General features: G+C 61.4%; 24 protein-coding genes and 4 tRNA genes. 17 read left to right on the top strand and 11 right to left on the bottom strand.

Features of this window, described 5'->3' with window-relative positions; translation table 11 throughout:
* Positions 1 to 4: 4 nt before the first annotated feature.
* The 4 genes from dprA to G9X68_RS00430 form a co-directional block, all read right to left on the bottom strand.
* Positions 5 to 1,147, bottom strand: a complete 1,143-nt coding sequence (dprA, locus tag G9X68_RS00445; protein ID WP_171600854.1) for a DNA-processing protein DprA — start codon at positions 1,145 to 1,147, stop codon at positions 5 to 7.
* The gene (gene plsY, locus G9X68_RS00440; protein ID WP_171600853.1) at positions 1,147 to 1,767 is read right to left on the bottom strand and encodes a glycerol-3-phosphate 1-O-acyltransferase PlsY; all 621 of its coding nucleotides are present in this window, start codon (positions 1,765 to 1,767) and stop codon (positions 1,147 to 1,149) included. The genes dprA and plsY overlap by 1 nt, the downstream gene beginning before the upstream one ends.
* Before the next feature lie 78 nt (positions 1,768 to 1,845).
* On the bottom strand, positions 1,846 to 3,135 hold the full coding sequence (locus G9X68_RS00435) for a dihydroorotase (RefSeq protein ID WP_171600852.1): 1,290 nt from the start codon (positions 3,133 to 3,135) through the stop codon (positions 1,846 to 1,848).
* The gene (locus tag G9X68_RS00430) at positions 3,132 to 4,088 is read right to left on the bottom strand and encodes an aspartate carbamoyltransferase catalytic subunit (RefSeq protein WP_129418771.1); all 957 of its coding nucleotides are present in this window, start codon (positions 4,086 to 4,088) and stop codon (positions 3,132 to 3,134) included. The genes G9X68_RS00435 and G9X68_RS00430 overlap by 4 nt, the downstream gene beginning before the upstream one ends.
* A gap of 179 nt (positions 4,089 to 4,267) precedes the next feature.
* Between G9X68_RS00430 and G9X68_RS00425 the strand changes: the two genes are divergently transcribed.
* Positions 4,268 to 5,926 (top strand): acyl-CoA dehydrogenase family protein, encoded by a 1,659-nt coding sequence (locus G9X68_RS00425; RefSeq protein ID WP_171600851.1) that lies wholly within the window; start codon positions 4,268 to 4,270, stop codon positions 5,924 to 5,926.
* 286 nt (positions 5,927 to 6,212) lie between these two features.
* Here the strand turns inward: G9X68_RS00425 and G9X68_RS00420 are convergent, their stop codons facing one another.
* Positions 6,213 to 9,083 (bottom strand): Rne/Rng family ribonuclease, encoded by a 2,871-nt coding sequence (locus G9X68_RS00420; protein ID WP_171600850.1) that lies wholly within the window; start codon positions 9,081 to 9,083, stop codon positions 6,213 to 6,215.
* A 623-nt stretch (positions 9,084 to 9,706) separates the two neighbouring features.
* Between G9X68_RS00420 and G9X68_RS00415 the strand changes: the two genes are divergently transcribed.
* The 3 genes from G9X68_RS00415 (at position 9,707) to prfB (ending at position 15,008) form a co-directional block, all read left to right on the top strand.
* Positions 9,707 to 10,963 carry an N-acetylmuramoyl-L-alanine amidase gene (locus G9X68_RS00415; protein WP_171600849.1) on the top strand — a complete coding sequence of 419 codons (1,257 nt, stop codon included), beginning with the start codon at positions 9,707 to 9,709 and terminating at the stop codon, positions 10,961 to 10,963.
* A 351-nt stretch (positions 10,964 to 11,314) separates the two neighbouring features.
* A complete protein-coding gene (locus tag G9X68_RS00410) occupies positions 11,315 to 13,774 on the top strand; it encodes a penicillin-binding protein 1A (protein WP_171600848.1) in 2,460 nt (819 codons plus the stop codon).
* A 102-nt stretch (positions 13,775 to 13,876) separates the two neighbouring features.
* A protein-coding gene (prfB, locus tag G9X68_RS00405) for a peptide chain release factor 2 (protein ID WP_171600847.1) occupies positions 13,877 to 15,008 on the top strand; the annotation gives its coding sequence in 2 pieces (ribosomal slippage) (positions 13,877 to 13,945 and positions 13,947 to 15,008; 1,131 coding nt in all).
* Positions 15,009 to 15,065: 57 nt separating this feature from the next.
* On the opposite strand, the gene G9X68_RS00400 is transcribed toward prfB, so the two are convergent.
* Genes G9X68_RS00400 through G9X68_RS00390 form a run of 3 tightly spaced genes read right to left on the bottom strand, consistent with a single transcriptional unit; the run spans position 15,066 to position 17,410 of the window.
* Positions 15,066 to 16,082: an alpha/beta hydrolase family protein gene (locus tag G9X68_RS00400; RefSeq protein WP_171600846.1), complete on the bottom strand. Its 1,017-nt coding sequence runs from the start codon at positions 16,080 to 16,082 to the stop codon at positions 15,066 to 15,068.
* A gap of 34 nt (positions 16,083 to 16,116) precedes the next feature.
* The gene (locus tag G9X68_RS00395; protein WP_171600845.1) at positions 16,117 to 16,632 is read right to left on the bottom strand and encodes a hypothetical protein; all 516 of its coding nucleotides are present in this window, start codon (positions 16,630 to 16,632) and stop codon (positions 16,117 to 16,119) included.
* Positions 16,633 to 16,636: 4 nt separating this feature from the next.
* Complete coding sequence (locus G9X68_RS00390; RefSeq protein WP_025394132.1) at positions 16,637 to 17,410, bottom strand: NAD kinase; 774 nt, start codon at positions 17,408 to 17,410, stop codon at positions 16,637 to 16,639.
* A gap of 158 nt (positions 17,411 to 17,568) precedes the next feature.
* Between G9X68_RS00390 and G9X68_RS00385 the strand changes: the two genes are divergently transcribed.
* Positions 17,569 to 17,644 (top strand) — tRNA-Thr (locus G9X68_RS00385).
* Positions 17,645 to 17,850: 206 nt separating this feature from the next.
* Complete coding sequence (locus tag G9X68_RS00380; protein ID WP_171600844.1) at positions 17,851 to 18,237, top strand: hypothetical protein; 387 nt, start codon at positions 17,851 to 17,853, stop codon at positions 18,235 to 18,237.
* Positions 18,238 to 18,269: 32 nt separating this feature from the next.
* Here G9X68_RS00380 and G9X68_RS00375 read toward each other — a convergent pair whose 3' ends face one another.
* The 3 genes from G9X68_RS00375 to rlmB all read right to left on the bottom strand — a co-directional run bounded on the left by G9X68_RS00375 (position 18,270) and on the right by rlmB (position 19,849).
* Positions 18,270 to 18,407, bottom strand: a complete 138-nt coding sequence (locus G9X68_RS00375; protein ID WP_003547501.1) for a hypothetical protein — start codon at positions 18,405 to 18,407, stop codon at positions 18,270 to 18,272.
* Between the two features lie 65 nt (positions 18,408 to 18,472).
* Complete coding sequence (locus tag G9X68_RS00370; RefSeq protein ID WP_164986477.1) at positions 18,473 to 18,631, bottom strand: hypothetical protein; 159 nt, start codon at positions 18,629 to 18,631, stop codon at positions 18,473 to 18,475.
* 327 nt (positions 18,632 to 18,958) lie between these two features.
* A complete protein-coding gene (rlmB, locus tag G9X68_RS00365) occupies positions 18,959 to 19,849 on the bottom strand; it encodes a 23S rRNA (guanosine(2251)-2'-O)-methyltransferase RlmB (protein ID WP_171600843.1) in 891 nt (296 codons plus the stop codon).
* A gap of 201 nt (positions 19,850 to 20,050) precedes the next feature.
* Here rlmB and G9X68_RS00360 point away from each other — a divergent pair.
* The 11 genes from G9X68_RS00360 to rplJ all read left to right on the top strand — a co-directional run bounded on the left by G9X68_RS00360 (position 20,051) and on the right by rplJ (position 26,494).
* Positions 20,051 to 20,135, top strand: a tRNA-Tyr gene (locus G9X68_RS00360).
* 24 nt (positions 20,136 to 20,159) lie between these two features.
* A tRNA-Gly gene (locus G9X68_RS00355) sits at positions 20,160 to 20,233 on the top strand.
* A 335-nt stretch (positions 20,234 to 20,568) separates the two neighbouring features.
* A complete protein-coding gene (gene tuf / locus G9X68_RS00350; protein ID WP_018241634.1) occupies positions 20,569 to 21,744 on the top strand; it encodes an elongation factor Tu in 1,176 nt (391 codons plus the stop codon).
* 201 nt (positions 21,745 to 21,945) lie between these two features.
* Positions 21,946 to 22,080 (top strand): hypothetical protein, encoded by a 135-nt coding sequence (locus G9X68_RS32135; protein ID WP_018068027.1) that lies wholly within the window; start codon positions 21,946 to 21,948, stop codon positions 22,078 to 22,080.
* 171 nt (positions 22,081 to 22,251) lie between these two features.
* Entirely contained in the window at positions 22,252 to 23,145 is an 894-nt protein-coding gene (locus G9X68_RS00345) for an NAD-dependent epimerase/dehydratase family protein (RefSeq protein WP_171600842.1), read from the top strand.
* A gap of 167 nt (positions 23,146 to 23,312) precedes the next feature.
* Positions 23,313 to 23,388: transfer RNA gene (locus G9X68_RS00340), tRNA-Trp, on the top strand.
* 195 nt (positions 23,389 to 23,583) lie between these two features.
* Positions 23,584 to 23,784, top strand: a complete 201-nt coding sequence (secE, locus tag G9X68_RS00335; protein ID WP_003547514.1) for a preprotein translocase subunit SecE — start codon at positions 23,584 to 23,586, stop codon at positions 23,782 to 23,784.
* Between the two features lie 17 nt (positions 23,785 to 23,801).
* The gene (gene nusG / locus G9X68_RS00330) at positions 23,802 to 24,332 is read left to right on the top strand and encodes a transcription termination/antitermination protein NusG (RefSeq protein WP_003547516.1); all 531 of its coding nucleotides are present in this window, start codon (positions 23,802 to 23,804) and stop codon (positions 24,330 to 24,332) included.
* A gap of 176 nt (positions 24,333 to 24,508) precedes the next feature.
* Positions 24,509 to 24,940 (top strand): 50S ribosomal protein L11, encoded by a 432-nt coding sequence (gene rplK / locus G9X68_RS00325; RefSeq protein ID WP_003547518.1) that lies wholly within the window; start codon positions 24,509 to 24,511, stop codon positions 24,938 to 24,940.
* Positions 24,941 to 24,944: 4 nt separating this feature from the next.
* On the top strand, positions 24,945 to 25,646 hold the full coding sequence (gene rplA, locus G9X68_RS00320; protein WP_003547520.1) for a 50S ribosomal protein L1: 702 nt from the start codon (positions 24,945 to 24,947) through the stop codon (positions 25,644 to 25,646).
* Positions 25,647 to 25,975: 329 nt separating this feature from the next.
* A complete protein-coding gene (gene rplJ / locus G9X68_RS00315) occupies positions 25,976 to 26,494 on the top strand; it encodes a 50S ribosomal protein L10 (protein WP_003547522.1) in 519 nt (172 codons plus the stop codon).
* Positions 26,495 to 26,496 lie beyond the last annotated feature (2 nt).

Here is a 26,496-nt window from a genome sequence, read left to right as displayed (position 1 = left end):
AGGTTCAATCGGAAAGCGAGACGAGGCCACCCTGATGCCGGTGCAGCCTGCCGGCAATATCGAGTTCCAGAAGGATGAGATAGACCGCGGATGCCGACAGGCCGGTATGGCGGATGACGTCGTCGATCTCGACCGGCGTCGGCCCGAGCGCATCGATGATGCGGTTTCGATCGGAATCGCCGGGCGGCACCGACATTGCCTTGCCGTCAGGCGCCGGTTCCTCCGCCATCGATGATGGGAACAGGTCGAATTGTGCAAGCGGCGCCAGGGCCTCGACGACATCGGCGGGTGCGGTGACAATCGAAGCGCCGTCCTTCAGCAGGCCGTTGGTGCCATGGCAGCGCGGATCGAGCGGTGAGCCGGGCACGGCAAACACCAGACGGCCGAACTCGCCGGCAAGCCGCGCCGTGATCAGCGAGCCCGAACGCGTCGCCGCTTCGATGACGACGAGGCCGAGTCCGATGCCGGCGATCAGCCGGTTTCGGCGTGGGAAGTCGCGGGCGCGGGGTTCCCAGCCGAACGGCATCTCGCTCACCGCCAGGCCATTGCCACTGGTTATCTCTTCGAGCAGGCCGATATTCTCCGGTGGGTAGGGCTGGTCGAGGCCGCCGGCGAGCGCTGCGATCGTGCCTGTGTCGAGGCTTGCCCGGTGGGCAGCGGTGTCGATGCCGCGCGCCAGGCCGGAGACCACGGTATAACCCGCCCGGCCGCAGTCGCGCGCCACCATCGCCGCGAATTTCGCGCCCGCGATCGAGGCGTTGCGCGAGCCGACGATGCCGACGGCCGGTCGTTTGGCGGCGGCAAGCGCGCCCTTGACGGCCAGAAGCGGCGGCGCGCCGTCGATCTGCTTCAACGCCTGCGGATAGTCCGGCTCACCGATGCCGACGAAGCGGGCGCCGAAGCGACGTGCCGCCTCCAGTTCCCGATGCGCCTCGGCCTCGCTGGCGATGCGGATTGCCCGTGTGGCACCGCCACGCGCCGAAAGCTCCGGCAGTGCGGCAAGTGCTGCCTCGGCCGAGCCGAAATGATTGATGAGGTCGCGAAAGGTGGCAGGGCCGATATTGTCGGAACGGATGAGACGCAGCCAGGCAATTCTTTGCCGCTCGGTCAGCACGACGCCTTTTGATCCGGCGCTCAGCGCATCCATTATCCCTTTGCCCCGATCTTGCTTTCCGTCCCGCCCATCAGGCGCGAAATATTCGCCTTGTGCTTCCAGTAGGAGATAAGCGTCATGATCGCCATCACTGCCGCAACCTTTTCGTTGCCCAATATCCACAGCGCAACCGGAATGACAAGCATGGCAACCAGCGCCGACAGCGAGGAGTAGCGGGTGGTGAAGGCGACCGCCAGCCAGACGGCGGCGAAGAGCACGACCATGATCGGCGCGACTCCGAGCAGGGTGCCGATATAGGTGGCGACACCCTTGCCGCCCTTGAAGCCAATCCAGACCGGGAAGAGATGGCCGATGAAGGCGAAAAAGCCGGCGATGATCGCGGCCTCCTCACCGAGGAAATAACCGACGACCCAGGCTGCGGCCGATGCCTTCAGCGCATCGAGGAGCAGTGTCGCCGCGGCGAGCGTCCGGTTTCCTGTTCTCAGCACATTGGTCGCGCCGATATTGCCGGAGCCGATGCTGCGCACGTCGCCGAGGCCGGCGGCGCGCGTAAGGATCAGGCCGAACGGGATCGAGCCGAAGAGATAACCGATAACGGTGGCGGCAAGCGCGATCGGCAGCGTGATCTGCCATGACATGAGATTGGATAACATATGCCCCCTCAGCCTCTCCGTGGCCTATCCTTGAGTCAGCCTTCTCCCGCTGGGGGATGGACGGCGATCGTGTCGGTTCTAAATTGCGTGGACAAGCTTTCCCGAGACGTATGTCGCGACCGCCCGCCCGCTGAAACGCGCATCCTCGAACGGCGTATTCTTCGAGCGGGAGAGAAGCATGTCTTTGGCGACAAGCCAAGGCTCATCGAGATCGATCAGCGCGATATCGGCCGGAGCGCCTGGCTTCAGCGTGCCGGCATTCAGGCCGAAAATCTCAGCGGGGCGGGTGGACATGGCGTCGATCAGGCGCATCAGGCTCACTTGGCCACCATGGTGAAGCCTGAGGGCTGCCGCCAGCATGGTTTCGAGGCCGATCGCGCCATCCTCGGCCTCGCCGAAGGGCAGGCGCTTCGTATCGACATCTTGCGGGTCGTGCGAGGAGACGATGATATCGATCGCGCCGCTCGCAACGGCCTCGGCCATCGCCACCCGGTCGTCTTCCGGGCGCAGCGGCGGATAGAGCTTGAAGAAGGTGCGATATTCGCCGATGTCGTTTTCGTTGAGCGCCAGATTGTTGATCGAGATGCCGCAGGTCACCTTGGCGCCGCGGCTGCGGGCGCGCTCGATCGCCTCGACCGATTCCGGCACCGAGATCATCGCGGCGTGATAGCGGCCGCGCGTCAGCTGCGCGATCCTCAGATCGCGTTCGAGCGGGATGAGCTCGGCTTCCTTTGGAATGCCGGAAAGCCCGAGCCAGCTGGCGAAAAGCCCTTCATGCATGACGCCGTTGGCGCCGAGATATTTGTCGCGCGTTTCGCAGGAGACGACGGCGCCGAATTCGCGCGCATAGGTCATGATCCTGCGCAGCACCTGCGTGTCGTGGACGCTGGAATGAGCATCGGTGAAGGCGACGGCGCCCGCCTGCATCAACAGGCCGATCTCCGTCATCTCTTCGCCGGCAAGGCCCTTGGTGATGGCGGCGGCGGGATAGACGTTGACCGCGGCCGTATCCCGCGCCGTCTTCTTGACGAATTCGACGAGCGCAATGTCGTCGATGATCGGATCGGTGTCCGGCATCATGATGATCGAGGTGACGCCGCCGGCCGCCGCCGCCCGGCTCGCCGAGGCGATCGTCTCACGGTGTTCGCCGCCGGGTTCGCCGACATGGACGCGCGCATCGACAAGGCCGGGCGTCGCGACAAGGCCCGTGCAGTCGCGGATGACGGCGCCTTCCGGTTCGCCCTGGTTCTGCACCTTGTGGCCGGCGGCGAGAATCACGCCGTTTTCGGCAATGATCGTCCCGATCTCGTCGAGATTGCGCGATGGATCGATGATACGGACGTTCTTGAGGACGATCGGGTTGCTCATGCCATCATTCCATCGCTTCGGGGACCCTGGTTCTGCGAGACGAGCAGCGTCTCCATGACGGCCATGCGCACCGCGACCCCCATTTCCACCTGTTCGGCGATCACGCTCTGCGGCCCGTCCGCCACTTCCGAGGCGATCTCGACGCCGCGGTTCATCGGGCCGGGATGCATGACCAGCGCATCATCCTTGGCTGCCTTCAGCGTTTCGGCGTCGAGCCCGTAGAAGTGATAATATTCGCGCACCGAAGGCACGAAGGCGCCGGACATGCGCTCCCGCTGCAGCCGCAGCATCATCACCACGTCGGCGTCCTTCAGCCCTTCCTTCATCGAATGAAAGACCTCGACACCCATCTCGGCGATGCCGGCAGGCAGGAGGGTCGCTGGCGCAACGACACGGACGCGGGCGCCCATCGCGTTGAGCAGCAGGATATTGGAGCGCGCCACCCGCGAATGCAGCACGTCGCCGCAGATCGCCACGATGATGCGCGAAAGCTTGCCTTTGGCACGGCGGATCGTCAGCGCGTCGAGCAGTGCCTGGGTCGGATGTTCATGCTGGCCGTCACCGGCATTGACGACCGAACAGGAAACCTTCTGGGCGAGAAGGGCGGCCGCACCGGCGCTCGAATGGCGGATCACCAGAACGTCGGGGCGCATCGCATTCAGCGTCATCGCCGTGTCGATCAGCGTTTCGCCTTTCTTGACCGAGGAATTGCCGACCGACATGTTCATGACGTCGGCGCCGAGCCGCTTGCCGGCAAGCTCGAAGGAGGCCTGCGTGCGGGTCGATGCCTCGAAGAAGAGGTTGATCTGCGTCAGCCCGCGTAGCGTCGACGTTTTCTTTTCTCTCTGGCGGCTGATTTTGACGGCCTCATCGGCCTTGTCGAGAAGATAGGTGATATCCTGCTCGGTGAGGCCCTTGATGCCGATGAGGTGGCGGTGGGGAAAAAAGACCATGACCCTGCCTCTTGCTGTCTCTGGCGGGTCTATAAAGAGTGCTGCCCGCCGGGGCAAGCATGTGCTGTGGGCAAAGGCTTATGTCCCCATGCATTTTCGCCCGAATTCCGATAGAGCAGAATGAACCGAATCATAACTTCCGGTTTCCCTTTGCCGGGTTCTTACACTAGAAGCGAATTATGACCTCCGCCAACCGGACTGACGACAAACTCGCAGAACTCAACCAGCCGAGCCTGTGGTCCGGCATCAACGCCTATCGATCCGATCCGCTGATCGTCGATCTGACGGCCGCCCTGCCGCGCGGCATCCGCGAAGACCTGGAAAACATTGGCCGCTACGTCACGTCGCCGGAGGCGCAGGAGATGGCACGCATGGCAAACCAGGGCGCGCCGCAGCTGCGAACCCACGGTCCGCGTGGCGAGCGCCTCGACGTCGTCGAGTTTCACCCCGCCTGGCATGCGCTGATGCGCCGTTCCATGTCTGTCGGCCTACATTCCTCCGTCTGGGATCCCCAGGCCGATACCGAGGCCAAGGACGAGGCCCATAAGGTTCGCGCTGCGCGGTTTTATCTGACGTCACAGCTGGAATCCGGCCATCTCTGCCCGCTGACGATGACGAGCGCCTCCGTTGCGGCACTCTCGGCTTCGCCTGCGGTGCAGAAGGACTGGGCGCCAAAAATTCTCTCGCGCAAATATGATTCGTCGAACAAGCCCGCCATGCAGAAATCCGCCGTGACCATCGGCATGGGCATGACGGAAAAGCAGGGCGGCACGGATGTGCGCGCCAACAGGAGCACTGCCGAAAAAGTCAGCGAGGGCATCTACCGGCTGTCCGGGCACAAGTGGTTCATGTCGGCGCCGATGAGCGATGCCTTCATCATGCTGGCGCAGACGAAGGAGGGCATGGGCTGCTTTCTCGTGCCGCGCCTTCTGGAGGATGGTTCCGCCAACGGGCTGCAATTCCAGCGGCTGAAGGACAAGGTCGGCAACCGCTCCAACGCCTCTTCCGAGGTCGAGTTTACAGACACGTTCGGTTTCCTGCTCGGTGGTCCGGATGCCGGCGTCCGCACTATCCTCGACATGGTGACGCTGACCCGGCTCGACTGCGCGCTGGCCTCGTCAGGCATGATGCGCGCCTCGCTCGCCGAAGCTGTGCACCACACCCGCGGCCGCAGCGTCTTCGGCAAGATGCTCGTCAACCAGCCGATCATGACGCGCGTGCTCGCCGACATGGCGCTCGATGTCGCCGCCGCGACCGCACTGTCCTTCCGTCTTGCCGACGCCTTCGACAAGGCGCGCGGCAATGCCGAGGAGGCGGCCTATGCCCGCGTCATGACGCCGGTCGCCAAATACTGGTGCTGCAAGATCGCGCCGGCGCTGATCTACGAGGCGATGGAATGCATTGGCGGCAATGGCTACATCGAAGAGCGCCCGATCGCGCGCCATTACCGCGAAGCTCCGGTCAACGCCATCTGGGAAGGCTCCGGCAACGTCATGGCGCTCGACGTGCTGCGCGTGCTCAACCGTGGCAAGGATCTGTTCGAAACGGTCTTCGCCGGCCTTGCCCGCGATCTCGGCCCTGCCGGCAAGAAGACCATTGACGTGCTGCGCGCCGCAATCGCACTGTGCGAACAGGATGAGGGCGCCGCGCGCCTGCTCGTCGAACAACTGGCACTCGCCGCCGGTGCCGCCGAGCTCTATCGGCTGGGGGCAGGGCGCATTGCCGATGCCTTCATCGAAACGCGTCTTGCCGGCGGCTGGCGCTCCACCTACGGCATGCTCGATTCCCGCTTCGACGCCAGCTACATCGTCGACCTGCTCTATCCGCCTGCGGCCTGAGCGCAGCTAGGAAGCGATATCGAAGCGTTTTGCGCTGATGGCTGCCCCTCACCCTGACCCTCTCCCCGTAAAAACGGGGAGAGGGGACGTGCCTTGCGAAAGGTTGGTGGGGACGGAGAGGTTGCGGCATTGTCCCTTCGCCCCGTTTACGGGGAGAAGGTGGCGGCAGCCGGATGAGGGGCGGTCTCAGGATTTCCCTGACCTCGGCTACGATCCCTTGCCATAAACGAAAATCCGGCCGCGTCGCCGCGGCCGGATATCAATGTTTACGTCCGAAAATTAGCGTTCAAAAGAAGCCACGGCGCTGCCACCAGCCGGCTTTCTTCGGCTTGCCGTCATCGCCTTCGCCATTCTCGACGCGGGTGGATTTCACCGTTGGCTCGGAGGAGGAGATGTTGGATTCGCGGTTGGCGCGAACCGGCTTTGCTTCTTCCTGAACTGATGTTTCGAGATCGGCAGAGGCTTCCACCAATTCCGGTTCGGCCTCGACCGCAGGGGCCGTCTCTGCAACCGGTTCCTCGACCGGCGCTGCGGCCGGTTTGCGGCGGCCGCGGGCACGGGCGGGCTTCACCTCTTCGGTTATGACAGGCGCGCTCTCGACGGCTGCCATCGCCGCCTGGCCTTCGTCGGCCTGTTCGGCAATCGCCTCAACCGCTACGGCTTCGCTCGGAGCACCGTCGTTCGAAACGTCGTCACCTTCGTCCTCGTCGCCGCCATTGTCTTCAACGGCTTCGCCAGCCGTCAGTTCGGAACCATCCTCGGCACGATTGCGACGGCCGCCACGCTTGCCGCGACGGCGGCGCTTGCGGCGCTGCGATTCCTCGCTTTCGGCGCGTGTGTCGGGCGTAGCTTCGGTGTTTTCATCACCTTCGCCGCCCTCGTCGTCGCCGTCCTCATCCTCGTCGCCGGCTTCGCTGGCCGATACAGGCTGTTCGGCATTGCCGTTGCGGCCGCGGCGGCGCCTGCGGCGCTTGCGCTTGCGGTTGCCGTCAGCTTCGCCTTCCGCGCGTGCCGCGACGGACCGCTCGGCAACGACCGGCTTTTCCTCGAGTTCCTCGTCTTCTTCCTCATCCACTTCGATGACGATATCGTCGTCGTCATCCTCGGGAATGGCTGCGAAGTTGAAGAGGGTTTCGATCTTGACCGGGTTTTCCACCGGCTCGCCGCGATCGATGGCGAAATGTTGCGCGCCGACCGAGCCGTCCGCATCGATGATGATCGCAACGCCGAAGCGGCTCTCATAATCGACAATCGTCTGGCGCTTGTGGTTGAGCAGGTAGAGCGCGATGTCAGGCGTGGTGCGCACGGTGATGTTGTGCGTGGTGTTCTTGAGCAGATATTCCTCGATGCCGCGCAGGACATGCAGGGCGACGGAGGACTGCGAACGCACATGGCCGCTGCCGCCGCAATGCGAGCAGACCTGCGTGGTCGATTCGAGAACCGAAGCGCGGATGCGCTGGCGCGACATTTCGAGCAGGCCGAAATGCGAGATCCGGCCGACCTGGATGCGGGCACGGTCGTTCTTCAGGCATTCCTTCAGCTTCTTCTCGACGGCGCGGTTGTTGCGCTTCTCTTCCATGTCGATGAAGTCGATGACGATCAGGCCGGCAAGGTCGCGAAGGCGAAGCTGGCGGGCGACTTCGTCTGCAGCCTCGAGGTTCGTCTGCAGCGCGGTGTCCTCGATCGAATGTTCGCGGGTCGAGCGGCCGGAGTTGACGTCGATCGAGACCAGCGCTTCGGTCTGGTTCATGATCAGGTAGCCGCCGGACTTCAGCGTCACCTGTGGCTGCAGCATGCGGTCGAGCTGAGCCTCGATGCCGGAACGCGAAAAGATCGGATGGATGTCGCGGTAGGGCTGAACCACTTTGGCATGGCTCGGCATCAGCATCTTCATGAAGTCTTTCGCTTCACGATAGCCTTCTTCGCCGGAAACGATGACTTCGCTGATATCCTTGTTGTAGAGGTCGCGGATCGAACGCTTGATCAGCGAGCCTTCCTCATAGACGAGGCAGGGTGCCGTGGACGCCAGCGTCAGCGTGCGCACATTCTCCCAGAGGCGCATCAGATATTCGAAGTCGCGCTTGACCTCGACCTTGGTGCGGTTGGCACCGGCGGTGCGAAGGATGACGCCCATGCCCTGCGGCACCTCGAGCAGGCGCGCAATTTCCTTCAGGCGCTTGCGGTCGGCAGGATTGGTGATCTTGCGGGAAATGCCGCCGCCGCGCGCCGTGTTCGGCATCAGCACCGAGTAGCGGCCGGCGAGCGAGAGATAGGTGGTAAGGGCTGCACCTTTGTTGCCGCGCTCCTCCTTGGCGACCTGCACGAGCAGGATCTGGCGGCGCTTGATGACTTCCTGGATGCGGTACTGCTTGCGCGGCTTGCGCTGCACGCGGTCCGGCACTTCTTCCATTGCGTCTTCGGCGCCGACGGATTCGATGACTTCCTCTTCGCCGTGATCGTCATCATCATCGTCGTCATCGTGGCGACGCTTGCTGGTATCGACGTCCTCGGAGATCGAGTCGGTTTCCACCATGGCGGCCATCGCGCCGCCGGTCGAACCGTCATCCTCGTTGTCGATAGTCGAAGCGCCTTCGGCCTCGACGTCGGTCGGAACGGCATCCTCGGTCGCTGTCGTCTCAGCAACCGGTTCTACGACCTTCTTGCGGCTGCGGCGCGGCCTTGCCTTCTTGGCCGGCGCTTCTTCGGCGGCCTCGGGCGATGCCGCGGCCTCTACCGTCGCTGTCTCTTCCGTAACGGCAGCCGTTTCCGGCGCCTCTGTCGAAACGATGCCGACATCCGGCTGATCCTGCTTGGAAAGATCGACCATCGGCGCGGTTTCGACATGCTCGACGTCTTCGTCGCGGCGATGCTCCTCGGCTTCGGCCCGAAGCAGTGCCTGACGGTCGGCAAGCGGTATCTGATAATAGTCGGGATGGATTTCGGCGAAGGCCAGGAAGCCATGCCGGTTGCCGCCGTAATCGACGAAGGCGGCCTGCAGCGAGGGTTCGACCCTCGTTACCTTTGCAAGATAGATGTTGCCGCGGATCTGCTTCTTGTGCTGGGACTCGAAGTCAAATTCTTCTATGCGGTTCCCGCGAACGACAACGACGCGCGTCTCTTCCTCGTGAGACGCATCGATAAGCATTTTGTCTGCCATGTAAGCTGTGCTCCTCGGCGTGGCCGCAAGAGCGCATTCCCGACTGCTGTTGAAACAGAAAGAATGCGGTCCGCAGTGGCCGCGCCGGATAATGAAAGTCGCGCCTGATGCGAGGGGGAGGGCAGCAGCCAGACCGCAGCCGGAACCATTTCGGTCCGGGGCCTGTACACTTCAGATAAAACCTGCTGCGAAACCATCAACAACCAAGCGTGATCGACAAATACGAAGACCCGTTCGGGTCCGATGAGTTTGCTCCCTGAGAGCGTGGTGGCTGATCCACCAATGAATTCCGACAATAAGCCGGAAAATCAGGATCCAGTTCTAGGGATGAAGCGCATGAGACGGCGGACGATGACCGGTGTGGCGCCAGGTCCTGATCTGGCTGGCAGCCTTTGCGGCGACTCTATCCCGTCAACACTTTACCCTGAAATTCGTTGTATGTTTTCTGTGTCACAATAGCAAGGGAAAAGCCAAATGTGCCATAATATTGATGGATTTCGCAACGCATAGAAGCTGGGGATAAAGTGATCGCGATTCGGCAGGCTGCAGCGGGTGTTTCGTCACAGGACGTTGGCCGCAGCCGCATCGGGTCCATCGCAATTCAGATAGGGTGTGGCGGTTTATTGTTTAAGAGGGCTCGGATCGCGGCGAAATCCGCAGCGCGGCGATCGACATTCGCAAGGCGGGTTCTGGCGGCGCTTTTGGCCGCTAGTCTGCTGCCGGCCGCTGCCAGCTCTGTCGAGGCCAGGGATCCGCTGCTTGCCTATGGCGCGCGCATCGTCGGCGATGATGCAAGGACCCGCATCGTCATCGATTTCGATCGCGAGCCGCGTTTCTCCGTTCACTATATCGCCAATCCGGAACGCATCGTCGTCGACTTGCCGGCGACCGCCTTCGGTTTTCCGGCGAAGGATCTTGCCGCCCGCGGCCTGTTCAAGGATATCCGCTACGGCAAGATGGACGAAGAGAGCGCCCGCATCGTGCTGACGACAGCAGGGCCGGTGAAGCTGGCGCTTGCCAAGGTGCAGGCCGATGAGGCGGGCAACGGCCATCGGCTGGTGCTCGATGCGGAGATGATCGACAAGAAGGCCTTTGCCGAACTGGTGAAGACGCAATCCTGGAGCGATCGGACTGAGGCGGCTAAGACCACGAGCGCCATTCCGGCACCGCAAAAGGCTGCTCCCGGCGATTTCGTCATCGCCGTCGACGCCGGCCATGGCGGCATCGACACCGGCGCGATCGGCGTCGACACCAAGACCGAGGAAAAGCAGGTGACGCTTGCCTTCGCCAAGGCCTTGACCGATCGGTTGAACAAGGAACCGGGCATCAAGGCTTTCCTGACGCGCGAGGACGACGAGTTCCTGTCGCTTTCGCAGCGTGTGCTGATCGCCCGCCAGAACCACGCCGGCCTCTTCATTTCGCTGCATGCCGATACGCTGAAGCAGAAGGATATCCGCGGCGCGACCGTCTACACGATCTCCGACAAGGCATCCGACAAGCTCGCCGCCGACCTTGCCGAACGCGAAAACCTTTCCGACCAGATCGCCGGCAAGGAGACGGTTGCCGAGCCGCCAGAGGTTGCCGACATCCTGCTCGATCTGACGCGGCGCGAAACGCAGGCCTTCTCGATCTCGCTCGCCGAGAGTGTGCTGAATTCTTTCAAGGATCAGGTCGGCACTATCAACAATCCGCACCGTCATGCCGGCTTCCGCGTGCTGCAGGCCCCTGACGTGCCGTCGATCCTTCTCGAGATCGGGTTCCTCTCGAATGCCGAAGACGAGAAACTGCTGCTCGACGAGGCCTGGCGCGGCAAGATCGCCGGTCTCTTGACCGACGCAGTCAAGCGATACCGCGCCGCCGTCATGGCGAATGGCGGCTAACGCAAATGTGTCGCGGCTGCGGGACAGTGGTATCCATAAAAACAAAGACTTAAGTCGCGTTGCATGAATCGAATTCTGAGCGAGATGCCTCAGCTTGGCGGCGGGGACGGGCGTTGCTTGGATGTGACAGTCCTAATGAAACGCGTCTGCAGCGGTGAATGCGGCGGGGAGAGCCCTATTTTCCTCACAATCGCGCCGTTACTCCGGCTTATGTTTCGTAAGCCTTGATCGCGGAATCGGCTTGTGGCGGTAGCGCTCATGGAGTAAGCCGCGCAACGTGCAAATTGCCTTGATCAATGCAATCGTTGCGTCTGCGCCGATTGAAGATCAAAGAGACCGGTAGCTGAAAATATGGTTAGACTTTTTGGATATTTCTTCGGAATGGCCTGCGTCCTGTTTCTGGTCGCGGCGGCGGGTGTTGCCATCTATCTCGCCAATGTCGCGAAGGATCTCCCGGACTATGCCGTTCTGAACAGCTACGCGCCGCCGGTGACAACCCGCGTCCATGCCGGCAACGGCGCATTGATGGCCGAGTATGCCAAGGAAAAGCGTCTCTTCCTACCGATACAGGCGGTTCCCGACCGCGTGAAGGCGGCTTTCCTGTCGGCCGAAGATAAGAACTTCTACAATCATCCGGGCGTCGATCTCACAGGCCTCGGCCGCGCAATCCTCGTCAACCTGCAGAATTTCGGTTCCGGCCGCCGCCCGGTCGGCGCCTCGACCATCACCCAGCAGGTGGCCAAGAACTTCCTTTTGAGCTCGGACCAGACGATCGACCGCAAGATCAAGGAAGCGATCCTGTCCTTCCGTATCGAGCAGGCCTACAGCAAGGACAAGATCCTCGAGCTCTATCTGAACGAGATCTTCTTCGGCATGAATTCCTACGGCATCGCCGGCGCCGCACTCACCTATTTCAACAAATCCGTCACCGAACTGACCGTCGCCGAGGCCGCCTATCTCGCCTCGCTGCCGAAGGGGCCTGCCAATTATCATCCTTTCCGCCATCCGGAAGCTGCGCTCGAGCGCCGCAACTGGGTGATCGACCGCATGGTCGAGAACGGTTATGTCAGCCAGCCTGACGGCGAGGAAGCCAAGAAGCAGCCGCTCGGCGTCACCGCCCGCACCACCGGCCCCTCGCTCTTTGCTTCGGATTATTTCGCCGAAGCTGTGCGCCGCCAGCTAATCGACCAGTACGGCGAAAAGGTCCTCTATGAGGGCGGCCTTTCGGTGCGCACGTCGCTCGATCCGCAGATGCAGCTCGCTGCCCGCAAGGCGCTGCAGGACGGTCTGGTCACTTACGACGAGCGCCGCGGTTTCCACGGCCCGATCAAGCAGATCGATGCAAGCGGTGATTGGGGCAAGGCGCTAGCCGATATCCCCACCCTGTCCGATGTGCCGGAATGGCGGCTTGCCGTCGTACTCGCCGTGTCCGACTCGACCGTCGACATCGGCCTGCAGCCGACCAAGGATGGCAGCGGCAAGGTTGCGGCCGATCGCCAGCGCGGCACCATCGACGCCAAGAACATGCAGTGGGCCTTCCGTTCGGCCGACGGCGCCCGCAAGACCACGAAATCGCCGGTCGGCGCCGTATCCCCCGGTGACGTCGTCTATGTCTCAAAGCTCGGTGACGACGCGTCGACCTCCTATCGCCTGCAGCAGCCGCCGAAGGTGCAAGGAGGCCTGGTCGCCATGGATCCGAAGACCGGCCGCGTGCTCGCCATGGTCGGCGGTTTCTCCTATGCCCAGTCCGAATTCAACCGCGCCACCCAGGCGATGCGCCAGCCGGGCTCCTCGTTCAAGCCTTTCGTGTACGCGGCGGCGATGGACAATGGTTATACGCCGGCTTCGGTCATCATGGACGCGCCGATCGAAATCGTCTCGGGCGGCCAGGTCTGGAGGCCGGAAAACTACGGCGGCGAATCCGGCGGGCCCTCGACGCTGCGTTCGGGCATCGAGCATTCGCGCAACCTGATGACGGTGCGCCTCGCCAACGATCTCGGCATGAACATCGTCGCCGAATATGCCGAGCGCTTCGGCATCTACGATCACATGCTGCCAGTTCTTTCCATGTCGCTCGGCGCCGGCGACACGACAGTGCTGCGCATGGTCTCGGCCTATTCGGTCATCGCCAATGGCGGCAAGCAGATCAAGCCGACATTGATCGACCGCATCCAGGATCGCTACGGCAAGACGATCTTCAAGCATGAGGAGCGTCTCTGCGAGGGCTGCAATGCGGGCGACTGGCAGAACCAGGAAGAGCCGAATGTCGTCGACAATCGCGAAACCGTTCTCGATCCGATGACCGCCTACCAGATCACCTCGATGATGCAGGGCGTCATCCAGCGCGGCACCGCCGCCGGCAAGATCGATCTCGGCGGTCGCGACGTCGCCGGAAAGACCGGCACCACCAACGACGAGAAGGATGCCTGGTTCGTCGGCTTCACGCCGGATTTGGTCGCAGGCCTCTATATGGGCTTCGATACGCCGGGCCCGCTCGGCCGCGGCGGCACCGGCGGCGGTCTCTCCGCCCCGATCTTCAACGAATTCATGCAGGCTGCCGTCAAGGATACGCCGGAATCGAAATTCGTCATCCCGCCCGGCATGAACCTGATCCCGATCGACCGCAAGACCGGCATGGCGGCCGGGGACGGCGATCCGAACACCATTGTCGAGGCTTTCAAGCCTGGCACCGGCCCGGCCGACAGCTTCTCCGTGATCGGCATGGACAGCACCATGGCGCCGGAAGAGATCCTGAAGACCTCGCCGCAGGCAAACCAGGCCGTCCAGACCGGCACGCCCGGCCTGTTCTGACTGAGGCCTGAATTTTGCACGCCCGCCGCGGCCCTTTACATCCGCGGCGGGCGTCTCTATGTCACCAGCACCTGAAGAAGACCGAGACAGAGAAGCAGGAAAATGCGAGCGGAAATCGAAAACGTGGTCGATGAAACCAAGCAGGCTATCACCCTGCTGAGGAGGCATCTTTGACTGGGACCAGGCGATAAGACGGCTGGACTGGTTGAACAACAAGGCAGAGGATCCGAACCTCTGGAACGACGCTTCCGAAGCGCAGAAGTTGATGCGCGAGCGCCAGCAGCTCGATGACGGTATCAACGGCGTCAAGCAGCTCGAGCAGCAGCTGAACGACAATATCGAGCTGATCGAGCTTGGCGAGGAAGAGGGCGACCAGAGCGTCGTCAAGGAAGCCGAAGATACGCTGAAGGCCTTGAAGGCCGAGGCCGCGCGCCGCCAGGTGGAAGCCATGCTCTCCGGTGAAGCCGACGGCAACGACACCTATCTCGAAGTCCATTCCGGCGCCGGCGGCACCGAAAGCCAGGACTGGGCGAACATGCTTTTGCGCATGTACACCCGCTGGGCCGAACGCCAGCGCTTCAAGGTCGAGCTTCTCGAAGTCCATGACGGCGAAGAGGCGGGCATCAAGTCCGCGACCCTGCTTGTCAAGGGCCACAATGCCTATGGCTGGCTGAAGACGGAATCGGGCGTGCACCGCCTGGTGCGCATCTCGCCCTACGACAGCAATGCGCGTCGCCACACCTCCTTCTCGTCGATCTGGGTCTATCCGGTTGTCGACGACTCGATCCAGATCGAGATCAACGAAAGCGACTGCCGCATCGATACCTATCGTTCGTCGGGCGCCGGCGGCCAGCACGTCAACACTACCGACTCGGCCGTGCGCATCACGCATATCCCGACCGGTATCGTCGTGCAGTGCCAGCAGGAGCGTTCGCAGCACAAGAACCGTGCCAAGGCCTGGGACATGCTGCGCGCCCGCATGTACGAAGCGGAATTGAAGAAGCGCGAGGACGCCGCCAACGCCGAAGCCGCCTCCAAGACCGATATCGGCTGGGGCCACCAGATCCGCTCCTACGTGCTGCAGCCCTACCAGCTGGTCAAGGACCTGCGCACCGGTGTCGCCAGCAGCGCGCCGGACGACGTTCTCGACGGCGACCTGAACGAGTTCATGGAAGCGGCCCTTGCCCACCGCATCAGCGGCGCCGCCGACGCGGTCGTCGAGGATGTCGACTGATCGGATTGATGATGGATTGAGTTGGCAAAGCCCCGGAGATGGGGCTTTGCCTTTTCTTCAAGCCATTGCGCTGATGTCGCTGTCTTGAAACAGCGCTGCCGACAGATCGGCAATCTCGTCATGAACGGCTGCGCGCTCGATGCCCGGGGGATCGGTAAAAAGTTCTGCCGCAAAGGCAAGGCCGAGCGCCGTGCCCTCTGGCACGAAGACATAATGTCCAAGGCCGCCGCCGAAGATCTTAAGAGCGCTGCGCCGGAGCCGCGCATGCAGCCATGATGAACATTCTTCGGCGGGTGCCGCCCTGTCGGCATCACCGACCAGGATAAGGGCAGGCGCATCGACAGCTTTCAGGCTTTCCTCGCTGAAGCTGAGAACGGACCGGCCCGGTGCGCACAGGAGCGCGGCCTTGATTCTATCATCTCGGTAGGACTTCGACATCCGGGCCCACGAATCGCGAAACACCTCGCTGGTGCTGAGCAATGCCGGGATATGATCGGCAAGGTCGGGAAATTCCCTTGGTCCGCGCGCGCCCCCCGGCTTCATCCTGGACGGTTCGAACTGCGAGAACTGGGCGACAGCCCCAAGAAGCAGCATCACGCTATAAGCTCCGGCCGAAAACCCCGCTGCGTAGACACTGTTCGTATCGATACGGCCAGAGAGATCGCTGAGCCACTCGTCGCAATGGTCGAGCATGTAGCTGAGATCCGGCGCCCGCTCCCAAAGGCAGGCAAAGCCTTCAGCGCGATAGGGCTCGTCGCCGGTATTGCCGTGATGGCTGACGCCGAGCGCCGCAAATCCGCGATCGACCAGGCGTCGCGCCAGCCACTCCAGTCCGGCCGCGGATCCGCCGGTGCCATGCGATAACAGCACGAGGGGATAGGGCCCGGCCTCCGGCCGGATGGGTGCATTGCGGGCGACGGCCGCCTTCTGGAACCAGCTTCGTTCCGGCACGTCGCTTTGCGCGTCATCGGGGGCGGGGTACCAGAGGGACCAACTGATGGGTCTGGGGCCGGCGGCATCCCAGTTCGACCTTTTCTCGTCGTAGAGGACGCCGTCGCGAAAGCCCAGTTTCATCTCTTGAATGCCCCTCTGAACACGTCCCAGCCGTTCAATTCGTCGCCTTCTCGACGGTGATGTCGCCGAATTCGTCGATCAGCACGGTCCAGCCATCCGGCTCCGCCGCAGGGTCGGTCTTCAGATAGACCGTGGCGAAGAGCCCCGGCTGCTTGATGATCCCGTTCGAATTCTCGGGGCGTATATCGGTCACGTAAGGCTTCAGGTCGCTGAACTCCTGCAGCTCGATGGTCGAGGCGATCGCCGGGCCGGTCTCGGTCTGGGCAATCTGCTGCAGATAGACCTTCGAGGTTCTGTCCGGCTGCCGCACGGCAAAGAGCTTGTAGTAGCCGTGGCGCTGCGTCCCTTCTTCTTCGGAGTTGGCAACGCTCTCGGCGCCCTTCGGCGCCCGCTCGACTGCCGGTGCGTTGCCGTCGTCCTCCCAATAGCCGGTGCTGGTCGCGAAAATCACCGATTCCGGCAGGAGGGCATCCTGCGCCGGCGCGGCCTCCGCTGTGGTGCTCCATCCCGCAAGCAGGAGGCTGGTCATCAATATCCGTCGCATTGCCATCGTCTCAATCCTTGAACTGCTCGGCGAGAATACGGTCGGACCAGGAGCGGTCGGGATCAGAAAGAATGCGCGCCGTCACATGCTCCGACTGGGCGATGCGGATATGCAGCACCGACTTGACCTCGGTATTGTCGGCCACCGCGTTCACCGGCCGCTTCTCCGGCTCGAGAATGTCGATATCGACGGTCACCTTGTTCGGCAGCAGAGCGCCTCTCCAGCGCCGCGGCCGGAAAGCGCTGACCGGCGTCATGGCAAGCAGTGGCGCCTCGAGCGGCAGGATCGGGCCGTGGGCGGAAAGATTATAAGCCGTCGATCCGGCGGGTGTTGCGACCATCAGCCCGTCGCAGATCAGTTCCTCCAGACGCACGCGCCCGTCCACCATGACCCTCAGATTCGCGGCTTGATAGGACTGGCGAAAAAGATAGACCTCGTTGATGGCGAGCGCCGTCGAGTTGGTGCCGTCGGCGTTGGCCGTCGTCATCTGCAATGGCCGGAAGACGTTTTCGACGGCGACGCAGATGCGCTCCTGAAGCCGATCGGTGCGATAATCGTTCATCAGGAAGCCGACCGAGCCGCGATTCATGCCGTAAACCAGCTTGCCGGAGTTCATGGTGTTGTGCAGCGTCTGCAGCATGAAACCGTCGCCGCCGAGCGCGACGATGACGTCGGCTTCGTCAGCCGGTACGTCACCATAGATGCCAATCAACTCCTCGCGCGCGGCAAGCGCCTCCGTCGTTGGTGAGGCGAGAAAGGAAAGCGTCTGAAATGAACGGCCCATGCAATGCCCTTTATGATGCTGCCCTAGCTAAAGGATAAAGGCCTTACGCGACAAGGACGTTTTCTATCGCGAAGCGTTTTGAGTTGCAGCCGACCTGTCCGCGCAGACACGGATTTTCCCTTTACAGAATCACAGAATCTGCTAGTTGGGCAACTAACGCCCTTGTAGCTCAGTTGGTAGAGCACCTGATTTGTAATCAGGGGGTCCCGGGTTCGAACCCTGGCGGGGGCACCAGCCTACGCTCTGTGAGCTTCGGCTCGGCGAGCCGAAGAGACAGCTAAGCGGAGGCTGTCGCGCCGTAGTCCCGTCAGGAACGAAGGCGGACTGGTTCGAGATGCTCCGGCTCCATCTTTCCGCGCGATACCGTCTGCCGACTCATAGTCTAGGTTCGATGCTGCTTCGCTCAATCTCGCAGGCTCACATCGCTCGATGAACCGCGCGTGAAGGGCTGCTTCACCGCCAATTCAGCCGCGCCCGCTTATCTTCGCCTCATCATCAATGAGGAAACAGCCATGAAGCTCGCACATCTTCTTCTCGCCGCAACCATTTCCTTCGGTGCGGCTTTCGCGTCCGTCGCACCGGCGGCCGCCATGCCGGCCGAGCGGCCGGCGGTGACGGCGCAGGGCGATATCGTTCAAATTCGCGATGGCTGGCGACGTGATCGCGACCGTGACGACCGTGGCTGGCGCGATGGGCGCGATTGGCGCCGGTCCGATTGGCGCGATGATCGCCGTCATTGGCGGCGGTGGCGTGCCGAGCGTTGGCAGGAGCGCCGCGAGTGGCGTGATCGCGATCGCGGCATGCCGTTCTGGCTCTACCGCAGCTGACGATAACGGCCCGGATCATCCGGGCCGTTACTTTAATGAGTGACGGGTTCGTTGACGCTCGCCTCGATCCTGTCGCCATTGCCGGTCTGTCCGGCGCCGGAGGGCGACATCATTGCGATGCTAAGCACGGAGGCGACCATGAAGGCGACGACGGCGATCATTATGCGCATGAGCGTTCAATCCTCGTTCGATCCGCGGGATTAACGCATGATCTCCGTCGGCGTTCCTGCAAGTATTATTGCACCTGGCCCGGCGTCGCGGGGCCGGGCGCCGTCGGCGACAGGGGATCGGGCTGGTGGACGGGGTGCGACGTGTCCACCCAAATGATGCTGAGGATAATCACGACGAAGACCGCGATGAAAAGGATACCGAAAATCAGCGGTCGAATGGCCATGATAGGGATCGTTCCTTCTTATTTCTGAGCCGGTCGCTACGACCGATCATTGCCCGATCATAGTGCTCCGGGGCGTCATTCCAAGGCAAAAGTGGATTTTTGTGGCATCGGTCGGGCGCTGCACGAACGTTGTGCGTGTCGGTTTCCGTTTGTCGCGCCGGATCGAACTCCTGCTTAATTCCTTAAATCCGAATCGATTGCGCGTCTGAAAAGACGCGCGGCGCCGCATGTCACGGATGATCGTCTATCCTGTCGAAGTGGTCTATGCAGGCGATACGGCGCGCAGGCTGATGGACGGATCGACCGGCTGCCCTTGCTTGGGCCGGCCTATGCCTTCAGGTGAAGCCGCGCCGCGTAGAGTGCGATCGCCGCCGCATTCGAGACGTTGAGCGATTTTATAGCGCCCGGCATGTCGAGACGGGCAAGTGCGTTGACGGTTTCCCGCGTCTTCTGCCGAAGTCCCTTGCCCTCGGAGCCGAGCACGAGCGCCACCTTCTCGCCCGAGAAGGTGCCTTCGAGTGGCGCCGGCCCTTCCGAATCGAGACCGATGGTGGAAAAGCCGAGCTTGTGCAACTCACCGAGCGCATCGGCGAGATTGGTGACCTGTATATAAGGTATCAGTTCCAGCGCGCCGGAGGCGGACTTGGCGAGCACGCCCGATTCGGTCGGGCTGTGTCGCTGCGTGGTGATCACAGCGCCGGCATTGAAGGCGACGGCCGAGCGCATGATCGCGCCGACATTGTGCGGGTCGGTCACTTGATCGAGGACGAGCAGGAGAGGGCTTTCCTCCAGCGCTTCGAGCCGGCGTACCGGAAGCGGCCGTGTTTCCAGCATGACGCCCTGATGGATCGCCTCGGGGCCGAGCACCTTGTCGATCTCCTGCGGCGAGACGATCTCGAAGGGAATGCCGAGCGCCTCGACATCGACTTCGAGGCGCGCCAGCGCGTTCTGAGTCACGAACAGCTTGATCTTCTTGCGCTCGGGATTGTCGAGCGCTGCACGCACCGTATGCAGGCCATAGAGATGCACCTGGTCGGGCGCAAGCGCCGGCGGCTTCCAGTCCTCAGCCCCGCGCTTTCGCTTCTGCGGCTGAGGTGTCGGAATCTCGCCGCGCTCGCGCTTGGCGTCACGGTGGGCGCGCCGCAGAGTGGCGTAATGCGTATCCTTGGCGGATGGGTCTGCGGCGGCCTTGCCGCCGGATTTGTTGTCTTTGCTCATGCAGCTTTATAGCCATGGCGCTCGCTGCCGCATAGGCTTTCTTTCATATGCCGGCTTTCGGCGGCGAATGAAATTTTTCGTGTTTTTTCCGTTGTCATCGTGTTGACAGACTGAAATGCTCCGGTCATATACGCGGCGCAGACGACGGGCGGCAACGCTTCGAAGTCTGACGAACTTGGTCTAGCGATCCGGACGAAAACTGGAGAGATGCCCGAGTGGTTAAAGGGGACGGACTGTAAATCCGTTGGCTCAGCCTACGTTGGTTCAAATCCAACTCTCTCCACCATTCGTCATCGGATCGGACCACCCCGCGGGTATAGCTCAATGGTAGAGCAGCAGCCTTCCAAGCTGAATACGCGGGTTCGATTCCCGCTACCCGCTCCAGTTTCCCTTAAGCCACTTCATACGACCGCCGTCGCGGGTGTCCCGAGATGTCTCTGGCGCTGCCGAAGAAGCTATCGGCGGCCAAGGGAAGGGCGCTTGACGCCGAACGTCTATGGCGCATTTCTGGCGGTCCATGCGATTTTCTCTGAGATTTCAGTGATTTTCGAGGGTGCTTTGGCGAATCGCCTTGCAGGCGGCGAATTGTCTCCCATATGCGCTGTCAGGCCAAGAATGGCGTCTGCAATTAAGTCTTGCGCAATGTCGCCGAAAGCCTTAAACGGCGGCACTAAACCGGTTCGCCGGTGCCACCATTTTCGTTCACAGGAAGCATTCAAATGGGAAAGAGTAAGTTTGAGCGCAACAAGCCGCACGTCAACATTGGCACGATTGGCCACGTTGACCACGGCAAGACGTCTCTGACGGCAGCGATCACGAAGTACTTCGGTGAGTACAAGGCGTACGACCAGATCGACGCGGCTCCGGAAGAAAAGGCGCGTGGCATCACGATTTCGACGGCTCACGTTGAATATGAGACGCCGGCCCGCCACTACGCCCACGTCGACTGCCCCGGCCACGCCGACTACGTCAAGAACATGATCACCGGTGCTGCCCAGATGGACGGCGCGATCCTGGTGTGCTCGGCTGCTGACGGCCCGATGCCGCAGACGCGCGAACACATCCTGCTGGCTCGCCAGGTCGGCGTTCCGGCAATCGTTGTGTTCCTGAACAAGGTCGACCAGGTTGACGACGCCGAGCTTCTCGAACTGGTCGAGCTCGAAGTACGCGAACTGCTGTCGTCCTACGACTTCCCGGGCGACGATATCCCGGTCGTCAAGGGTTCGGCACTTGCTGCTCTTGAAGATTCGGACAAGAAGATCGGCGAAGACGCGATCCGCGAACTGATGGCCGCTGTCGATGCCTACATCCCGACGCCTGAGCGTCCGATCGACCAGCCGTTCCTGATGCCGATCGAAGACGTGTTCTCGATCTCTGGCCGCGGCACGGTTGTGACCGGCCGCGTCGAGCGTGGCATTGTCAAGGTTGGCGAAGAAGTCGAGATCGTCGGCATCCGTCCGACCTCGAAGACGACGGTGACCGGCGTTGAAATGTTCCGCAAGCTGCTCGATCAGGGCCAGGCTGGCGACAACATCGGTGCGCTGATCCGCGGTGTGAACCGTGACGGCGTCGAGCGTGGCCAGATCCTGGCGAAGCCCGGCTCTGTGAAGCCGCACAAGAAGTTCATGGCAGAAGCCTACATCCTGACGAAGGAAGAGGGTGGCCGTCATACGCCGTTCTTCACCAACTACCGTCCGCAGTTCTACTTCCGCACGACCGACGTGACGGGCATTGTGACGCTGCCGGAAGGCACGGAGATGGTTATGCCGGGGGACAACGTCACGGTTGCCGTCGAGCTGATCGTTCCGATCGCGATGGAAGAAAAGCTGCGCTTCGCCATCCGCGAAGGCGGCCGCACCGTCGGCGCCGGCATCGTCGCGTCGATCGTCGAGTAACTTTTAAGTTATCCGCAATTATGAAGACCCCGCTGGAAACGGCGGGGTTTTTCATTTTGATGGCTTCCGGTAGGTTTAACAGGTGTTGTAAAAATATCGTTAAATTGGCCTGTCACAGTATTTTGTTCATCTCACGTTCAGAAACCGGTTTGTGATTGGGCCATTTTAGTCCAGACTCCTTCTTGCAAGAGGAGAGCCCGGATGATTCCAAAGGCCACATTCGCTGCGACGATATTCGCGATGTATGTTTTCACGATGTTTTTCATCGCCGCAATTCCGCAAGAAGTTGTTCAGTCTGCCGGAGTGCAGATTGGCGAGGTAAGTGTCGTCAAGTGACGACCTTTGCCGGGCATCGCAGGGTTTTGCGATGATCGGAAATGATCGGCCAGGTGCTCCCGGATAGGATGCTCCTGGCGACGCGGGGGTGAACCCTTGCATGACGCTCGCTTGCTCTTCGCGCGGAAGCGTCTATCTATGCCTCCGATTTCATGACGCGGAGGATATTCCATGAAGAGACGTATTCTATTCACCGGCGGTTCGGGCAAGGCAGGTCGCCATGCTGTGCCGTGGCTCGTCAATGCCGGTTACGAGGTTCACAACCTCGATCTCGTGCCGCTGGATAGCCCCGGCGTCACCAATCTCATCGCCGACATCACCGATAGCGGCCAGGTCTTCAACGCGCTTTCGATGCATCGCGATTTTCCCGATCTCGATGCGGGCAGGGGCGTGCAGCCCTTCGACGCCGTCGTGCATTTCGCCGCCATCCCGCGCATTCTGATCAAGCCCGACAACGAAACCTTCCGGATCAACACGATGGGCACCTATAATGTCATCGAGACGGCGGTGAAGCTCGGCATCCGGAAGATCATCGTCGCATCGAGCGAGACGACCTACGGCGTCTGCTTCGCCGAAGGACATCGCGATTTCCACCAGTTCCCGCTAGAGGAGGACTACGACGTCAATCCGATGGATTCCTACGGCCTTTCCAAGGTGGTCAACGAAAAGACGGCGCGCGCCTTTGCCGAACGTTCGGGCTTCGACATCTATGCGCTGCGCATCGGCAACGTCATCGAGCCTGACGAGTACGAGAAGTTTCCGACCTATTTCGCCAATCCCGAGATGCGCAAGCGTATCGCCTGGAGCTATATCGACGCCCGCGACCTCGGGCAGATCTGCCATCTCTGCATCGAGAAGGACGGTCTCGGCTATCAGGTCTTCAACGCCGCCAACGACACCGTCTCGGCGAATACGCCATCGAAGGAGCTCGCGAAGCGATTCTTCCCGAACGTGCCCTTCACCCGCGAGATCGGCGAATATGAGGGACTGCTCTCCAACCGCAAGATCCGCGAGGTGCTGGGTTTTAAGGAAGAACACGATTGGCGGAAATATGTGAAGGTCTGAACGGACCGTGGTCCGCGATTGAAAGGCCGATCGCTCGCATATCGGGAGAATGGCTTTGAAAATCGAAAATCGTGCTTGCCAATCCCGTGTCGTCGTCTTAAAGGGAGCGCCATGCTTTTCAGCAGCGATTTGCGGGCCTTGGCCTAGGCGCTGAATGATCGGTATGAAGGGGTATAGCTCAGTTGGTAGAGCGGCGGTCTCCAAAACCGCAGGTCGTAGGTTCGAGCCCTACTGCCCCTGCCATTTTCCTTGATGCGGGACAGCGCGGACATGCTCGCGGCATTTCCGGCCGGGGATTGATTGGTGGTAAGTAATTTCGTTAAACTTCGGTTTCCCTCTTGTGTATTCGGAAATCGGTGTTTATTTAGGGTTCAACAGACACGCGGTGCGTGGGGCTGATAGTTTCAGCTTTACGCGCCGTAATTGCGTGGGCAGTCGATGGCATCCAAATCCAATCCGTTTGCGTTTCTGCAGCAGGTTCGCTCCGAGACGTCTAAAGTTACATGGCCGTCGCGCCGCGAGACCATGATCTCGACGGTCATGGTGCTGGTGATGGTGGTTTTCGCCGCGCTGTTTTTCTTTGCCGCTGACCAGCTGATCGGCTGGGCTCTGAGCTTCGTGCTGAATACCGGCAACTGATACGGGTGGAGATGAAAATGGCGGCACGTTGGTACATCGTCCACGCATATTCAAATTTTGAAAAGAAGGTAGCTGAAGACATCGAGAACAAGGCTCGCCAGAAGGGGCTTGAGCACCTGTTCGAGAAGATCCTCGTGCCGACTGAAAAGGTGGTGGAAGTGCGTCGCGGCCGCAAGGTCGATTCCGAGCGCAAGTTTTTCCCGGGCTATGTCATGGTTCGTGCCAATCTGACGGACGAAGCCTACCACCTGATCAAGAATACGCCGAAGGTCACGGGTTTCCTCGGCTCCGACAATAAGCCCGTTCCGATTCCGGATTATGAAGCCGAGCGCATTCTCGGTCAGGTTCAGGAAGGTGTCGAGCGGCCGAAGGCCTCTATAACTTTCGAGATTGGTGAACAGGTCCGCGTTTCCGATGGCCCGTTCGCGTCGTTCAACGGCACGGTTCAGGATGTGGACGAAGAACGTTCGCGCCTGAAGGTGGAAGTGTCGATCTTCGGCCGCGCAACGCCGGTCGAGCTGGAATACGCTCAGGTCGAGAAGGTCTGATTGCAGAAACTGGAAGCTGGCCCTTGCGGCCTGTTTCCTGCGGACTTTGTCCGCACCCGCGTGGGAGGTGAGGGGTCTTAGCCGGACCCTAAGGATCCGCACCACGCAACCGCAGCCGCCGGAGAGATCCGGCATCACGGGCCGGGCGACCGGCCGTTCATGAAAGGCAGAGAGATATGGCTAAGAAAGTTGCAGGCCAGCTCAAGCTTCAGGTCAAGGCAGGATCGGCAAACCCGTCCCCGCCGATTGGTCCGGCGCTTGGTCAGCGTGGCATTAATATCATGGAATTCTGCAAGGCGTTCAATGCCGCCACGCAGGAAATGGAAAAGGGCATGCCGATCCCGGTCGTCATCACCTATTACCAGGACAAGTCCTTCACCTTCGCGATGAAGCAGCCGCCGGTCAGCTACTGGCTGAAGAAGGAAGCGAAGATCACGTCCGGTTCCAAGACGCCCGGCAAGGGCGCCAAGGCCGGCTCCCTCACCAAGGCTCAGATCAAGTCGATCGCAGAAGCCAAGATGAAGGATCTGAACGCAGCGGATATCGAAGGTGCAATGGCGATGATCGAGGGCTCTGCCCGCGCCATGGGCCTGGAAGTGGTGGGTTAAGATCATGGCTGGTAAGCGCACGCAGAAGATCAACGAAGGTGTTGATCCCACCAAGCTCTACGCTCTGACCCTGGCCATCGGCATGGTCAAGGAACGGGCTGTCGCCAAGTTCGACGAAACCATCGAAGTCTCGATGAACCTCGGCGTCGACCCGCGCCATGCGGACCAGATGGTTCGCGGCGTCGTCAACCTGCCGAACGGCACGGGCCGCACGGTTCGCGTCGCCGTCTTCGCTCGTGGCGCCAAGGCTGACGAAGCCAAGGCAGCCGGTGCCGATATCGTCGGCGCCGAAGACCTCGTCGAAATCGTCCAGGGCGGCAAGATCGAATTCGATCGCTGCATTGCCACCCCCGACATGATGCCGCTCGTCGGCCGTCTCGGTAAGGTTCTCGGTCCGCGCGGCATGATGCCGAACCCGAAGGTCGGCACCGTCACGATGGATGTCGCCGGAGCCGTCAAGGCTTCAAAGGGCGGCGCTGTCGAGTTCCGCGTCGAGAAGGCTGGCATCGTCCATGCCGGTATCGGCAAGGCCTCGTTCGACGCCAAGGCTCTGGAAGAAAACATCCGCGCCTTTGCTGACGCCGTCATCAAGGCGAAGCCGGCTGGCGCCAAGGGCAACTACGTCAAGCGCGTGGCGATTTCCTCGACCATGGGCCCGGGCGTCAAGATCGAGCCCGGCTCGGTCACCGGTGCTCCGGCTGCGTAAGTTTATGGCCGGGCTTTAAGTCCGGCGACTGAATTTCCGGCCTCGCAAGGGGCCGGAATATTCCGGAGAAATCCGGAATCCTGTCCGAGATTGCAGGTGGTTTTCCCTTAATCACTTAGCCTGCATGAGACGGGTAAGACCCGAATTGCAAGAAGTTCGCTTCTAGGAACTCGGTTCGAGCCTTGGATGCCTTGTGCCTCTTTAGCCTTGATTGGCGCGAGAGCGCGGGGGGACAGGATCCTCAAGCGTCGCTTGGGATCTCGCATGATCCCAGGAGGCAAAAGGCAACCGGCGGGCCCATTTTCGGTCCCGCCAACTGGAGATAGGCAGTGGAAAGAGCGGAAAAACGCGAATTCGTCACGGAACTGAACGAAGTCTTCAAGGCTTCGGGCTCAGTTGTCGTGGCCCACTATGCTGGTGCCACAGTCGCGCAGATGAACGATTTTCGTTCGAAGATGCGCGCAGCTGGCGGCACCGTCAAAGTCGCGAAGAACCGCCTGGCCAAGATTGCCCTTCAGGGTACGGAAGCGGAAGGGATGTCCAATCTCTTCAAGGGTCAGACGCTGATTGCATACAGCACCGATCCGATCACCGCTCCGAAGGTCGTCATGGATTTCGCCAAGACCAATGACAAGATCATTGTTCTGGGCGGCGCCATGGGAACAACCACGCTCAACGCCGATGCAGTCAAGTCGCTTGCGACCCTGCCTTCGCTCGATGAGCTGCGTGCGAAGCTGCTGGGCATGATCCAGACACCGGCTACCCGCATCGCTGGGGTTGTTGCAGCACCGGCAAGCCAGCTTGCCCGCGTGTTTGCGGCCTACGCCAAGAAGGACGAAGCCGCGTAAGG

This window comes from Rhizobium changzhiense (genome assembly GCF_013087625.1).
Classification (GTDB): domain Bacteria; phylum Pseudomonadota; class Alphaproteobacteria; order Rhizobiales; family Rhizobiaceae; genus Rhizobium; species Rhizobium sophorae.
Note: the sequence above shows the minus strand (reverse complement) of the source record. Positions and strands in the feature narration are given on the sequence as shown.